Source organism: Citrobacter portucalensis, from assembly GCF_023374935.1.
GTDB lineage: Bacteria > Pseudomonadota > Gammaproteobacteria > Enterobacterales > Enterobacteriaceae > Citrobacter > Citrobacter portucalensis.
Genome location: NZ_CP092466.1, coordinates 3,284,238 through 3,298,440, shown reverse-complemented (window position 1 = coordinate 3,298,440; position 14,203 = coordinate 3,284,238). Strand labels below are relative to the sequence as shown.

11 protein-coding genes are annotated in these 14,203 nt (G+C 53.2%); 10 read left to right on the top strand and 1 reads right to left on the bottom strand.

Annotated elements, in window-relative coordinates; translation table 11 throughout:
• The first annotated feature begins 36 nt into the window (after window positions 1-36).
• The 3 genes from ycaR (at window position 37) to LY264_RS16135 (ending at window position 2,020) form a co-directional block, all read left to right on the top strand.
• Window positions 37-219: a protein YcaR gene (gene ycaR, locus LY264_RS16145; RefSeq protein ID WP_003035793.1), complete on the top strand. Its 183-nt coding sequence runs from the start codon at window positions 37-39 to the stop codon at window positions 217-219.
• On the top strand, window positions 216-962 hold the full coding sequence (gene kdsB / locus LY264_RS16140; RefSeq protein WP_003831932.1) for a 3-deoxy-manno-octulosonate cytidylyltransferase: 747 nt from the start codon (window positions 216-218) through the stop codon (window positions 960-962). The genes ycaR and kdsB overlap by 4 nt, the downstream gene beginning before the upstream one ends.
• 164 nt (window positions 963-1,126) lie before the next feature.
• Window positions 1,127-2,020 (top strand): YcbJ family phosphotransferase, encoded by an 894-nt coding sequence (locus LY264_RS16135; RefSeq protein WP_003831934.1) that lies wholly within the window; start codon window positions 1,127-1,129, stop codon window positions 2,018-2,020.
• Between the two features lie 93 nt (window positions 2,021-2,113).
• Here LY264_RS16135 and elyC read toward each other — a convergent pair whose 3' ends face one another.
• A complete protein-coding gene (gene elyC, locus LY264_RS16130) occupies window positions 2,114-2,878 on the bottom strand; it encodes an envelope biogenesis factor ElyC (RefSeq protein ID WP_003836882.1) in 765 nt (254 codons plus the stop codon).
• Between the two features lie 135 nt (window positions 2,879-3,013).
• On the opposite strand from elyC, the gene cmoM reads away from it, so the two are divergent.
• From cmoM to LY264_RS16095, 7 genes are all read left to right on the top strand, one after another.
• A complete protein-coding gene (gene cmoM / locus LY264_RS16125; RefSeq protein WP_003035803.1) occupies window positions 3,014-3,817 on the top strand; it encodes a tRNA uridine 5-oxyacetic acid(34) methyltransferase CmoM in 804 nt (267 codons plus the stop codon).
• Entirely contained in the window at window positions 3,810-5,132 is a 1,323-nt protein-coding gene (mukF, locus tag LY264_RS16120; RefSeq protein WP_003831939.1) for a chromosome partition protein MukF, read from the top strand. The genes cmoM and mukF overlap by 8 nt, the downstream gene beginning before the upstream one ends.
• Window positions 5,113-5,817: a chromosome partition protein MukE gene (mukE, locus tag LY264_RS16115; RefSeq protein ID WP_003035809.1), complete on the top strand. Its 705-nt coding sequence runs from the start codon at window positions 5,113-5,115 to the stop codon at window positions 5,815-5,817. The genes mukF and mukE overlap by 20 nt, the downstream gene beginning before the upstream one ends.
• Window positions 5,817-10,277: a chromosome partition protein MukB gene (gene mukB / locus LY264_RS16110; protein WP_048225876.1), complete on the top strand. Its 4,461-nt coding sequence runs from the start codon at window positions 5,817-5,819 to the stop codon at window positions 10,275-10,277. The genes mukE and mukB overlap by 1 nt, the downstream gene beginning before the upstream one ends.
• 738 nt (window positions 10,278-11,015) lie before the next feature.
• The gene (gene ldtD / locus LY264_RS16105; protein ID WP_048225874.1) at window positions 11,016-12,767 is read left to right on the top strand and encodes a L,D-transpeptidase; all 1,752 of its coding nucleotides are present in this window, start codon (window positions 11,016-11,018) and stop codon (window positions 12,765-12,767) included.
• Between the two features lie 177 nt (window positions 12,768-12,944).
• Entirely contained in the window at window positions 12,945-13,493 is a 549-nt protein-coding gene (gene mepK, locus LY264_RS16100; RefSeq protein WP_003831948.1) for a peptidoglycan L,D-endopeptidase MepK, read from the top strand.
• Window positions 13,494-13,521: 28 nt separating this feature from the next.
• Window positions 13,522-14,169, top strand: a complete 648-nt coding sequence (locus tag LY264_RS16095; RefSeq protein WP_003831949.1) for an MBL fold metallo-hydrolase — start codon at window positions 13,522-13,524, stop codon at window positions 14,167-14,169.
• Window positions 14,170-14,203: the final 34 nt, after the last annotated feature.

Below are 14,203 nucleotides of genomic sequence, written 5' to 3'. Positions count from 1 at the left end.
TTTACGGATTCACAATCCGGTCCATCTGGAGGAACTATGGATCATCGTCTGCTTGAAATCATTGCCTGCCCGGTATGCAATGGCAAACTCTGGTTTAACCAGGAAAAACAGGAACTGATTTGTAAACTGGATAACCTTGCTTTCCCACTGCGTGATGGCATTCCCGTGTTACTGGAAACCGAAGCCCGCGTTCTGACTGCTGATGAGAGTAAATCATGAGTTTTGTGGTCATTATTCCTGCGCGTTATGCGTCCACTCGTCTGCCGGGTAAGCCGTTGCTGGATATCAACGGTAAACCGATGATCGTGCATGTACTGGAGCGTGCGCGTGAATCTGGCGCTGAACGTATCATCGTTGCCACCGATCACGAGGATGTCGCTCGCGCGGTAGAAGCGGTGGGTGGCGAAGTGTGCATGACTCGCGCCGATCACCAGTCTGGTACGGAGCGCCTGGCGGAAGTCGTCGAGAAATGTGGTTTTAGCGATGATACCGTTATTGTGAACGTACAGGGTGATGAGCCGATGATTCCGGCGGTCATTATTCGCCAGGTGGCTGAGAATCTGGCGCAACGTCAGGTCGGTATGGCGACTCTTGCGGCTCCGATTCACAGTGCGGAAGAGGCATTTAATCCGAATGCGGTAAAAGTCGTGTTGGACGCTGAAGGATATGCTCTCTATTTTTCACGCGCGACCATCCCATGGGATCGCGATCGTTTCGCCAAAAGTCTGGAAACGGTGGGGGACACCTTTCTGCGCCATCTGGGCATTTACGGCTATCGCGCCGGTTTTATTCGCCGCTATGTTAACTGGCAGCCTAGCCCGCTTGAGCATATCGAAATGCTGGAGCAGCTGCGAGTGCTGTGGTACGGCGAAAAAATTCACGTTGCCGTCGCAAAAGAAGTCCCGGGTACCGGCGTAGACACTGCCGAAGATCTTGAGCGCGTTCGCGCCGAGATGCATTAGTTTTTCTCACGGCACTCCCCCATATTGAGGCGTATTTTTGGGAGGAGTGTCGTATCGTTGCGCTTTCCCTCCACTTTTCTTTTCATCAATTGATCTCATCCGGGTGACATCTGTCTGCACGACGCTCATTATGAAAGCAGTAGCTTTTATGAGGGCAATCTGAAATGGAACAGTTGCGTGCCGAACTCAGCCACCTGCTGGGCGAAAAACTGAGTCGCATAGAATGCGTGAATGAAAAAGTGGATACGGCCCTGTGGTCACTGTACGACAGCCAGGGAAATCCGATGCCGCTGATGGCGAGAAGTTTCACCACGCCAGGTATGGCGCAGCAGCTGGCATGGAAAACCTCCATGTTGGCGCGAAGTGGTACGGTGCGAATGCCCGTCATTTACGGGGTCTTAACCCACGAAGAGCATCCCGGTCCCGATGTGCTACTGCTTGAGCGTTTACGCGGTGTGCCGGTGGAAGCGCCAGCCCGAACGCCCGAACGCTGGGAACATTTAAAAGATCAGATCGTAGAAGGTCTGCTGTCATGGCATCGGCAGGATAGCCGTGGCTGCGTGGGAATGGTGGATAACACGCAAGAGAATATCTGGCCATCCTGGTATCGTCAGCGTGTTGAAGTGTTGTGGACCACGTTAAATCAGTTCAACAATACCGGGCTGACGATGCAGGATAAGCGGATCCTGTTTCGTACCCGTGAGTGTTTGCCCGCTTTATTTGAAGGATTCAATGATAACTGCGTGCTGATCCACGGTAATTTTAGTTTACGTAGCATGCTCAAAGACGCCCGTAGCGATCAGCTTCTGGCGATGGTCGGACCGGGATTGATGCTGTGGGCACCCAGAGAGTATGAATTGTTCCGTTTAATGGATAATGCGCTGGCGGAAAGTCTGCTTTGGCAATACCTGCAACGCGCGCCCGTGGCGGAGTCCTTCATCTGGCGGCGCTGGCTGTATGTGTTATGGGATGAGGTGGCGCAACTGGTCAACACCGGACGTTTTAACCGCTCCAACTTTGACCTTGCCACGAAATCACTGCTGCCGTGGCTCGCCTGATGAACATGTGAACGCCTTATCCGGCCTACAATTCTGCGCTGAACACGTAGGCCTGATAAGACGCGTTAGTGTCGCCATCAGGCAACATTCCTGTCAATGTTCCGATCCCTTTAGCCACTGCCAGATTCGCCCCAACGTTTCGTAACCAACACGATCGCTATGCATCAACCAGACGGGAGAGGGGATCGCGCGCTCCCACGGATTAAGCGGTGAATCAATTGCTAACTGGTTGGCTGGCGCGGGCAACGGATGTAGTCCGGCCTGTTGGAAGAAAATCATTGCTCGTGGTAAGTGCGATGCGGAGGTCACCAGCAGGAACGGCGCGCTGCCGATGGCCTGCTTAACCGCTGCGGCTTCTTCTTCGGTGTCTTTAGGTTTATCCAGCGTGATGATATCACCGGGCGGCACACCCAGTGACTGCGCTACGCGGGCGCCCGCTTCTGCAGTACTGACGTTATTGCTCTTTGCCGCAGCACCGGTAAAGATAAGCTTCGATCCCGGGTTAGCACGCCAGAGGCGAATACCTTCATTCAGACGCGGAAGACTGTTGCTTATCAGGTTTGAACTCGGCGCCCACTGTGGATTCCAGGTATACCCACCGCCCAGCACCACAATGTATTCCACTTTTTGTGTATCCTGCCAGGTTGGATAGCTGTCCTCAATCGGTTTCAGCAGACTGTCAGCGACGGGCTGCAAGCTTAGAAGTAACAGTGCCAGCCAACTCAGGCTAATGCACACTTTCCCTGTTTTTTGAAAGCGGCTAAACCAGAGCAGCGCCAGGCCTATGCCCATGATAATGAGCATTAGCGGAAGTGGCAGCATCATACCGCCAATCACTTTCTTCAGCGTAAAAAGCATCCTTTTTGGTTCCTTTTTTAACCATACAGCAGGGGATCAGCAGGGATATTACACCAGGAAGGTTCATTCTCGGCGTGGGTGTGACAAAATAGCGGTTTTACTTAGTCACCCTAAAGCCAGCATGTGGAGAGCCCGATGCGGGATCGCAATTTTGATGACATTGCAGAGAAGTTTTCCCGTAACATTTACGGCACCACCAAAGGTCAGCTTCGTCAGACGATCCTCTGGCAGGATCTGGACAAACTTCTTGCCGACTACGCGGGCCAAACGTTGCGTGTGCTTGATGCGGGTGGCGGAGAAGGGCAGACAGCCATTCTGATGGCGCAGCGGGGCCATCACGTCACCTTGTGCGATCTTTCTGCTGAGATGGTGGCGCGAGCGCAACGGGCGGCAGAAGAGCAAGGTGTGAGCGACAACATGCATTTTATACATTGTGCCGCTCAGGACATTCCACAGCATTTGGATTCTCAGGTTGATCTGATATTGTTTCATGCTGTGCTGGAATGGGTGGCCGATCCGCAAGCCGTCTTAAAAACATTGTGGTCGATGTTACGCCCGGGCGGTGCTTTATCGCTGATGTTCTACAATGCAAACGGTCTGTTGATGCGTAATGTGTTGGTCGGTAATTTCGGCTATGTACAGCAGGGAATGTATAAAAAGAAACGGCGCACGTTGTCTCCCGATTTTCCGCGCGACCCTCAGCAGGTCTATGGCTGGCTGGAGGAGATTGGCTGGGAGATAACCGGTAAAACGGGCGTGAGGGTGTTTCATGATTATCTGCGTGATAAACAAAAACAGCATGACTGTTTTGATGCTTTAACAGAAATAGAAACACGTTATTGCCGCCAGGAACCGTATATCAGCCTTGGGCGCTATATTCATGTCACCGCGATTAAACGTCCGGCCCGAGCCGCAGATGCAAGGATAACCTATGAGTGAATTTTCCCAGACAGTCCCCGAACTGGTTGCCTGGGCCAGAAAAAATGACTTCTCCATCTCTCTGCCGGTAGACAGACTTTCGTTCCTGCTGGCTGTTGCCACACTAAACGGTGAGCGACTTGACGGTGAGATGAGTGAAGGTGAACTGGTGGATGCGTTCCGCCATGTGAGTGATGCGTTTGAGCAAACCAGCGAAACCATCGGCGTCCGCGCCAACAACGCGATCAACGATATGGTGCGTCAACGTCTGCTGAACCGCTTTACCAGCGAGCAGGCTGAAGGCAACGCCATTTACCGTTTAACGCCGCTCGGGATTGGCATCACAGATTACTATATTCGTCAGCGCGAATTCTCTACGCTGCGTCTTTCTATGCAGCTGTCAATTGTGGCAGGCGAACTGAAGCGCGCGGCGGATGCGGCAGCGGAAGGTGGTGATGAGTTCCACTGGCATCGCAACGTCTATGCGCCATTGAAATACTCGGTGGCGGAGATTTTCGACAGTATCGATCTGACCCAGCGCATCATGGATGAACAGCAGCAGCAGGTAAAAGACGACATCGCACAGTTGCTAAACAAAGACTGGCGGGCGGCGATTTCTAGCTGTGAAATGCTGCTGTCAGAAACATCTGGTACGCTGCGTGAGCTGCAAGATACGCTGGAAGCGGCAGGGGATAAGCTACAGGCTAACCTGTTACGCATCCAGGACGCCACGATGACGCATGACGATTTGCATTTTGTCGATCGGCTGGTGTTTGATTTACAAAGCAAGCTCGACCGCATTATTAGCTGGGGTCAGCAGTCCATTGACTTGTGGATCGGCTACGATCGTCACGTGCATAAATTTATCCGTACCGCGATCGATATGGATAAAAACCGCGTCTTCGCCCAGCGTCTGCGTCAGTCCGTGCAGACCTACTTTGACGACCCATGGGCGCTGACCTATGCCAACGCCGATCGTCTGCTGGATATGCGTGACGAGGAGATGGTGCTGCGTGACGAAGAGGTCACCGGTGAACTTCCGGAAGATCTGGAATATGAAGAATTTAACGAGATCCGTGAGCAGCTGGCGGCGATCATCGAAGAACAGCTGGCTATCTACAAATCCAGACAAACACCACTGGATCTCGGTTTGGTAGTGCGCGAGTATCTGGCGCAATACCCACGTGCGCGTCATTTCGACGTCGCGCGCATTGTTATCGATCAGGCGGTACGCCTTGGCGTAGCGCAAGCAGACTTCACCGGACTGCCAGCAAAATGGCAGCCGATTAATGATTACGGAGCCAAGGTACAGGCGCATGTCATTGACAAATATTGAACAAGTGATGCCGGTAAAGCTGGCGCAGGCGCTGGCGAATCCGTTATTTCCGGCGCTGGATAGCGCCTTACGTTCGGGCCGACATATCGGCCTGGATGAACTGGATAATCATGCCTTCCTGATGGATTTTCAGGAATATTTTGAAGAGTTTTATAGCCGATATAACGTGGAATTAATCCGTGCGCCGGAAGGGTTCTTCTACCTTCGCCCGCGTTCCACGACGCTCATTCCGCGTTCGGTCCTGTCTGAACTGGACATGATGGTCGGTAAAATTCTTTGCTATCTCTATCTCAGCCCGGAACGCCTGGCGAACGAAGGGATTTTTACCCAGCAAGAGCTGTACGACGAGCTGCTAACGCTGGCAGATGAAGCGAAGTTACTGAAGCTGGTGAACAACCGTTCAACCGGTTCTGACGTTGACCGCCAGAAGCTACAGGAAAAAGTGCGTTCTTCGCTCAACCGCTTGCGCCGCTTAGGCATGGTGTGGTTTCTGGGTCACGACAGCAGCAAATTCCGTATTACGGAATCTGTCTTCCGCTTTGGCGCGGATGTGCGTAGCGGTGACGATCCGCGTGAAGCACAGCGTCGCTTAATTCGTGATGGTGAAGCGATGGCGGTCGAGAACCGTCTGCAGCTCAACGATGAGCCCGAAGAGAATCAGCCGGACAGTGGAGAAGAAGAATAATGATTGAACGCGGTAAATTTCGCTCACTTACGCTGATTAACTGGAATGGTTTTTTTGCCCGTACGTTTGATCTCGATGAGCTGGTCACCACGCTGTCCGGTGGTAACGGTGCGGGTAAATCCACCACCATGGCGGCATTTGTTACGGCGCTCATTCCGGACTTAACCCTGCTGCATTTCCGTAACACCACCGAAGCCGGTGCAACCAGCGGTTCACGTGATAAAGGCCTGCACGGTAAGCTGAAAGCAGGGGTTTGTTATTCAATGCTCGACGTCCTTAATTCGCGTCATCAGCGCGTGGTCGTGGGTGTGCGTCTGCAACAGGTTGCTGGTCGCGATCGCAAAGTGGATATCAAACCGTTTGCCATTCAGGGGCTGCCGATGTCGGTACAGCCAACCCAACTGGTGACGGAAACGCTGAACGAACGCCAGGCGCGCGTACTGTCTCTACCTGAGCTGAAAGAGAAGCTTGATGAGATGGAAGGCGTGCAGTTTAAGCAGTTCAACTCAATAACCGATTATCACTCATTGATGTTCGATCTGGGCATCATTGCCCGTCGTCTGCGCTCTGCGTCCGATCGTAGTAAATTCTACCGTCTGATTGAAGCCTCGCTGTACGGCGGGATCTCCAGCGCCATTACCCGTTCACTGCGTGACTACCTGCTGCCGGAAAACAGCGGCGTACGTAAAGCGTTCCAGGATATGGAAGCCGCGCTGCGTGAAAATCGTATGACGCTGGAAGCGATTCGCGTAACCCAGTCTGACCGCGACCTGTTTAAGCATTTAATCAGTGAAGCGACCAACTATGTGGCCGCAGATTATATGCGCCACGCCAATGAACGTCGCATCCATCTGGATAAAGCACTGGAATATCGTCGTGAACTGTATACCTCGCGCAAGCAGCTGGCGGCAGAGCAGTACAAACACGTGGATATGGCGCGTGAACTGGGTGAACACAACGGTGCGGAAGGCGATCTGGAAGCTGATTACCAGGCCGCGAGCGATCACCTGAATCTGGTGCAAACCGCGCTGCGTCAGCAGGAAAAAATTGAACGCTACGAGGCGGATCTCGAAGAATTGCAGGTCCGTCTTGAAGAACAAAACGAGGTGGTCGCGGAAGCCGTTGACCGCCAGGATGAAAACGAAGCCCGCGCAGAAGCCGCTGAGCTGGAAGTGGATGAGCTGAAAAGCCAGCTTGCCGATTACCAGCAAGCGCTGGACGTCCAGCAAACGCGAGCCATCCAGTATACTCAGGCGATCCAGGCCCTAAACCGGGCGAAAGAACTCTGCCACTTACCGGACCTGACAGCCGACAGCGCCGCCGAATGGCTGGAGACTTTCCAGGCCAAAGAGCAGGAAGCCACTGAAAAACTGCTGACGCTTGAACAAAAAATGAGCGTGGCGCAAACCGCGCATAGCCAGTTCGAACAGGCTTATCAGCTGGTGGCGGCTATCAACGGCCCGCTGGCGCGCGGTGAAGCCTGGAGCGTGGCGCGTGAACTGCTGCGCGAAGGCGTGGAGCAGCGCCATCTGGCGGAACAGGTTCAGCCGTTGCGTATGCGACTGAGCGAACTGGAGCAGCGTCTGCGCGAACAGCAGGATGCCGAGCGTCTACTGGCCGAATTCTGCAAGCGTCAGGGTAAACAGTTCGATATCGATGAGCTGGAAGCGCTGCACCAGGAGCTGGAAGCGCGCATCGCCGCCTTGTCGGACAGCGTCTCGTCTGCCAGCGAACAGCGTATGACACTGCGTCAGGAGCAGGAACAGCTGCAATCCCGTGTTCAGCATTTGATGAAGCGGGCACCTGTCTGGCTGGCTGCGCAAAATAGCCTGAATCAGCTTAGCGAGCAGTGTGGCGAAGAGTTTACCTCCAGCCAGGACGTGACTGAGTATCTGCAACAATTGCTGGAGCGCGAGCGTGAGGCCATTGTTGAGCGTGATGAAGTCGGTGCACGTAAAAATGCAGTTGATGAAGAGATTGAACGTTTAAGTCAACCGGGCGGGGCGGAAGATCAGCGTCTGAACGCGCTGGCGGAACGCTTTGGCGGCGTACTGCTGTCAGAAATTTATGATGACGTTAGCCTTGAAGATGCACCGTACTTCTCTGCGCTATACGGTCCTTCGCGTCATGCCATTGTGGTACCGGATCTGTCGCTGATTACCGAACAGCTTGAAGGGCTGACGGATTGCCCGGAAGATCTCTATTTCATCGAAGGGGATCCGCAGTCGTTTGATGACAGCGTCTTCAGCGTTGATGAACTGGAAAATGCGGTGGTGGTGAAAACTGCCGAGCGTCAGTGGCGTTATTCTCGCTTCCCGACGGTGCCTATTTTTGGGCGTGCAGCACGTGAAAGCCGTATCGAAACCCTGCATGCCGAGCGTGAAGGGCTGTCTGAACGTTTCGCCACGCTCTCCTTTGACGTCCAGAAAACCCAACGTCTGCATCAGGCGTTCAGTCGCTTTATCGGCAGCCATCTGTCGGTGGCGTTTGAAGCCGATCCAGAAGCGGAAATTCGCCAACTGAATAGCCGTCGCGTTGAACTGGAACGTGCGCTGACCAATCATGAAAATGATAACCAGCAAAGCCGTATGCAGTTTGAACAGGCGAAAGAGGGCGTCTCTGCGCTGAACCGCCTGCTGCCGCGCTTGAATCTGCTGGCAGATGATACGCTAGCCGATCGCGTAGACGAAATTCGCGAGCGTCTGGATGAAGCTCAGGAAGCCGCGCGTTTTGTACAGCAACATGGCAATCAGTTGGCGAAACTGGAACCTATCGTTTCGGTTCTGCAAAATGACCCTGAGCAGTTTGAACAGCTGAAGGAAGACTATGCGTACTCCCAGCAGATGCAGCGCGATGCGCGTCAGCAGGCTTTTGCGCTGACCGAAGTCGTACAGCGTCGGGCGCACTTTAGTTATTCCGACTCATCCGAAATGCTGAGCGGCAATAGCGATCTGAACGAAAAATTGCGTGAACGCCTGGAACAGGCGGAAGCCGAACGTACCCGCGCTCGTGAAGCGCTGCGCAGCCACGCCGCACAGTTAAGCCAGTACAACCAGGTCATGGCATCGCTGAAAAGCTCTTTTGACACCAAAAAAGAGCTGCTTAACGATTTACAACGTGAACTGCAGGATATCGGCGTTCGTGCGGACAGTGGTGCCGAAGAGCGCGCGCGTATCCGCCGTGACGAACTGCATGCGCAGCTCAGCAACAACCGTGCACGCCGCAACCAACTTGAGAAAGCACTGACCTTCTGCGAAGCGGAGATGGAAAACCTGACCCGCAGACTGCGCAAGCTGGAACGTGATTATCATGAAATGCGCGAGCAGGTAGTCACCGCCAAAGCCGGCTGGTGTGCAGTCATGCGGATGGTGAAAGATAACGGTGTGGAACGTCGTCTTCACCGCCGCGAGTTGGCCTATCTTTCCGGTGACGAACTGCGTTCGATGTCGGATAAGGCGCTCGGTGCGCTACGTCTGGCGGTTGCGGATAACGAGCACCTGCGCGATGTGTTGCGTCTGTCTGAAGATCCAAAACGTCCAGAGCGCAAAATTCAGTTCTTCGTCGCGGTTTACCAGCATCTGCGTGAACGTATTCGCCAGGATATTATTCGTACCGATGATCCGGTGGAAGCCATTGAACAGATGGAGATTGAGCTGAGCCGTCTGACGGAAGAGTTAACCTCACGTGAACAGAAGCTGGCGATCAGCTCACGCAGCGTGGCGAATATTATTCGTAAGACCATTCAGCGTGAACAGAACCGTATTCGCATGCTGAACCAGGGGCTGCAAAGCGTGTCGTTTGGCCAGGTCAACAGCGTTCGCCTGAACGTCAATGTGCGTGAAACACATGCTACCTTGCTGGACGTACTTTCAGAGCAGCATGAACAGCATCAGGATCTGTTTAACAGCAATCGCCTGACCTTCTCAGAAGCGCTGGCGAAGCTGTATCAGCGTCTGAATCCGCAGATAGACATGGGGCAACGCACGCCGCAAACCATTGGTGAAGAGCTGCTGGATTATCGTAACTATCTGGAAATGGAAGTTGAGGTTAACCGTGGCTCTGACGGCTGGCTGCGTGCTGAGTCTGGTGCGTTGTCAACGGGGGAAGCGATCGGGACCGGGATGTCTATTCTGGTGATGGTGGTGCAAAGCTGGGAAGATGAAGGCCGCAGATTGCGCGGGAAAGATATCTCTCCTTGCCGACTGCTGTTCCTTGATGAAGCTGCACGACTCGATGCGCGTTCTATTGCGACCTTGTTTGAGCTGTGTGAGCGTTTGCAGATGCAGCTGATTATCGCTGCGCCGGAAAACATCAGCCCAGAGAAAGGCACCACCTACAAACTGGTGCGTAAAGTCTTCCAGAACACCGAACACGTTCACGTGGTGGGGCTGCGCGGATTTGCGCCTCAGTTACCGGAACCACTGCCGGGGACTGAAGATGCCTCCTCGCAGGCAAGCTAAGCAAAAAGGCGGCTACATGGCTAATGCTCATCAGTTAAGCATGTATGATGAACATGTGATTCTTGCTCAGGGTTCCGTTCACCTCAGTGGTGTCATTTCTCTGAAGCGCAGATACCTGTGAACGTGCAAGGGAGGCTCACCGCCACCTCCCTTGCAACCCAGGCTCTCGGCGGGAAAATCGTTGCTACGCAATACCCTCCGCTTATTCCTCCTGGCTATCGGGCCGGGTGCGAGGAAGCATCCCTGCAAAGCGCGCCCTGAGCCAGCATCCATGCTGGCTCTCCCGGCCTTACGGAAACACGTCGGCAATTTTCAGCCGGGAGCCGGGATTGTAAAGGGCGTGGCGGAGAACGCCCTTTACACGTTCACGGGAATCCGTGTTTCAGAGAAACAATGAGCATGAGGTGAACGGAACTCTATTTCCGAGATAGCATGTTCTTTACCTCCGCCAGTTTACTGAGACTGAGGCGCTAACTGACTGGCATTACGGCTACATGGCCGCCTTATTTTTTTCCGAAAAGACTTCATGCCTGGTGTAATTTCTTTAGACTTCTTTACATTAGGTTAGGCAAAAAGTTTTTGATGTTTATATACTAAAGGTGAGCCTAACGCGTCACAGGCTTGCTCGTCATACTTCAGTTTGTATTGGCGTTTTACAGGTCCGACCCTCGTCAGAATAAAGGGGAATACAGACGGCCTGGCTATTCAGAGTATGATAAAGAAAACAGGGGGCAAGGGATGTTGCTTAATAAAATGTGTGGTCGTCGGCTGTCGGCAATCAGTTTGTGCCTGGCCGTAACATTCGCTCCACTGTTCAATGCTCAGGCCGATGAGCCTGAAATGATCCCTGGCGATAGCTCTGCGACCGTCAGTGAACAGCCAACAGCATTATCGCAGCCGCAGGTTCAATCTTCTGCGACGGCTATCATGGCGGGTATTCAACCGCTGCCAGAAGGCGTGTCTGTCGATAAAGCCCGCGCTGAAATACACTCTCAACTGCCAGCAGGTTATACGCCGGTTTACATGAGCCAGCTGGAACTGCTGTATGCCGCACGCGAAATGAAGCCGATGTGGGAAAATCGTGATGCGGTAAAGGCATTTCAGCAACAGTTAGCCGAGGTCGCAATTGCCGGCTTTCAGCCGCAGTTCACTACCTGGGTTGCACTTCTGACTGACCCGGCAGTAACCGGTCAGGCGAGAGACATTGTGCTCTCTGATGCGATGATGGGGTATCTGCACTTTATCGCTAACATCCCTGTCAAAGGTAATCGCTGGCTTTACAGCGATAAGCCCTATGCGCTAACGACGCCGCCGATTTCCGTCATCAATCAGTGGCAGGTCGCACTGGATAACGGTCAACTGACTTCATTTGTGGCCAGCCTTGCGCCTCAACATCCGCAGTATGCAGCCATGCATGAATCACTGCTCAAGCTGGTGGGCGATACACGTCCCTGGCCGCAGCTCACCAGTACAGTAACGCTGCGTCCGGGGGATTGGAGTAATGACATTCCCGCGCTGCGTGAAATTTTGCGCCGAACCGGGATGCAGGAGCCTGCCGTCAGTACGTCTGGCAAAGAAGGGCGTGGCACCTACGATCGTGAATTGGTTGATGCGGTAAAGCGTTTTCAGACGTGGCAGGGACTTGGCGCAGATGGCGCGATTGGTCCAGCCACACGTGACTGGCTGAACGTGACGCCTGCTCAGCGTGCGGGCGTGCTGGCGTTAAATATTCAGCGCTTACGCCTGCTGCCGAGTGAGCTGTCTACCGGTATCATGGTGAACATTCCTGCCTATTCGCTGGTTTATTATCAGAATGGCAATCAGGTGCTGGCCTCGCGCGTTATTGTCGGGCGTCCCGATCGTAAAACGCCGATGATGAGCAGTGCGCTAAATAACGTGGTCGTTAACCCACCGTGGAACGTTCCGCCGACGCTGGCACGTAAAGATATTCTGCCTAAGTTATGGAATGATCCGGGATATCTTGAACGTCATGGCTATACCGTAATGCGCGGCTGGAACAGTAAAGAGACGATAGATCCGTGGCAGGTTGATTGGGCGACCATCACTGCGTCCAATCTGCCGTTCCGCTTTCAGCAGGCTCCGGGTGCACGTAACTCGCTCGGACGCTATAAATTCAATATGCCGAGTTCGGACGCTATTTATCTGCACGATACGCCGAACCACAATCTGTTCCAGAAAGATACGCGGGCGTTAAGCTCCGGATGCGTGCGTGTGAACAAGGCATCTGAGCTGGCGAATATGCTGCTACAGGACGCGGGTTGGAATGATTCACGCATCTCGGATGCCCTGAAGCAAGGGGATACGCGGTATGTGAATATTCGCCAGAATATTCCGGTCAACCTCTACTATCTGACCGCATTTGTCGGCCCTGATGGGCGCACGCAGTATCGTACAGATATTTACAATTACGATCTGACAGCGCGATCCAGCGCACAAATTGTGTCAAAAGCCGAGCAATTAATCAGATAAATGAAGCAGTTCGAGGAAAATGATTGTCGTAAGTTATGCTGGAAACGGGGCAAAATGGCTGTGAGCCCCGTATTTCCTGGGGTTGGGAGCCTTGACGTGGACTACTTAGCCAGATAAGGTTTCCCGCGTGCGCTAGAGCATACATACGATAACATTGACCTTGTAGACCTTAATACCATGGACAAATTTGACGCTAATCGCCGCAAACTGCTGGCGCTTGGTGGTATTGCCCTCGGCGCTGCCATCTTGCCTACGCCTGCGTTTGCAACACTCTCTACCCCACGTCCGCGTATATTGACTCTGAATAACCTGCATACCGGTGAGTCAATAAAAGCAGAGTTTTTTGATGGCAGGGGCTATATTCAGGACGAATTAGCAAAACTTAACCACTTTTTCCGTGACTTTCGGGCCAATAAAGTGAAATCCATTGACCCGGGATTGTTTGATCAACTCTTCCGTCTGCAGGGTCTGCTTGGCACGCGTAAACCCGTACAGCTGATTTCAGGCTATCGCTCTATCGATACCAATAATGAACTCCGTGCACGTAGCCGTGGTGTGGCCAAGAAAAGCTACCACACTAAAGGTCAGGCCATGGATTTTCATATTGAAGGCATTGCATTAAGTAATATTCGCAAAGCTGCGTTATCTATGCGCGCAGGTGGTGTAGGATACTACCCCAGCAGTAACTTTGTGCATATTGACACCGGCCCTGCACGGCACTGGTGATCCATAAGCTTAATGAAACAGGAGCTGTATGAACTATCGTATTATTCCGGTCACTGCCTTCGCCCAGAACTGCTCGCTAATCTGGTGTGAGCAAACTCGTCTGGCCGCGCTGGTCGATCCCGGCGGCGATGCCGAGAAAATCAAACAGGAAGTGGATGCCAGCGGTCTGACGCTAATGCAGATCCTGCTTACTCACGGTCATCTTGACCATGTTGGAGCGGCGGCTGAACTGGCACAGCATTATGGTGTACCGGTTATTGGCCCGGAAAAAGAAGATGAGTTCTGGTTACAGGGACTCCCTGCTCAGAGCCGCATGTTTGGCCTGGGAGATTGTGAGCCGCTGACGCCCGATCGCTGGTTGAATGAAGGTGACCGGATAAGCGTTGGCAACGTGACGTTACAGGTTCTGCATTGTCCGGGTCATACACCGGGACATGTGGTCTTCTTTGATGAGCAATCAAAATTACTGATTTCTGGTGATGTGATTTTCAAAGGTGGCGTAGGGCGCAGCGATTTCCCGCGCGGTGATCACAGCCAACTGATCGATTCGATTAAACGTAAACTATTGCCGTTAGGCGATGACGTGACGTTTATTCCGGGTCACGGCCCACTCTCTACGCTGGGTAATGAACGGCTACATAACCCGTTCCTGCAGGATGAAATGCCTGTCTGGTAATTCGTTTAATAAATAAAAAGGCCGCGTTTGCGGC

What these genes read in the sequence shown, in the direction of transcription:
- ycaR (WP_003035793.1), top strand. Translation starts at nt 37, where the DNA reads ATGGATCATCGTCTGCTTGAAATCATTGCCTGCCCGGTATGCAATGGC.
- kdsB (WP_003831932.1), top strand. Translation starts at nt 216, where the DNA reads ATGAGTTTTGTGGTCATTATTCCTGCGCGTTATGCGTCCACTCGTCTG.
- LY264_RS16135 (WP_003831934.1), top strand. Translation starts at nt 1,127, where the DNA reads ATGGAACAGTTGCGTGCCGAACTCAGCCACCTGCTGGGCGAAAAACTG.
- elyC (WP_003836882.1), bottom strand. Translation starts at nt 2,878, where the DNA reads ATGCTTTTTACGCTGAAGAAAGTGATTGGCGGTATGATGCTGCCACTT.
- cmoM (WP_003035803.1), top strand. Translation starts at nt 3,014, where the DNA reads ATGCGGGATCGCAATTTTGATGACATTGCAGAGAAGTTTTCCCGTAAC.
- mukF (WP_003831939.1), top strand. Translation starts at nt 3,810, where the DNA reads ATGAGTGAATTTTCCCAGACAGTCCCCGAACTGGTTGCCTGGGCCAGA.
- mukE (WP_003035809.1), top strand. Translation starts at nt 5,113, where the DNA reads ATGTCATTGACAAATATTGAACAAGTGATGCCGGTAAAGCTGGCGCAG.
- mukB (WP_048225876.1), top strand. Translation starts at nt 5,817, where the DNA reads ATGATTGAACGCGGTAAATTTCGCTCACTTACGCTGATTAACTGGAAT.
- ldtD (WP_048225874.1), top strand. Translation starts at nt 11,016, where the DNA reads ATGTTGCTTAATAAAATGTGTGGTCGTCGGCTGTCGGCAATCAGTTTG.
- mepK (WP_003831948.1), top strand. Translation starts at nt 12,945, where the DNA reads ATGGACAAATTTGACGCTAATCGCCGCAAACTGCTGGCGCTTGGTGGT.
- LY264_RS16095 (WP_003831949.1), top strand. Translation starts at nt 13,522, where the DNA reads ATGAACTATCGTATTATTCCGGTCACTGCCTTCGCCCAGAACTGCTCG.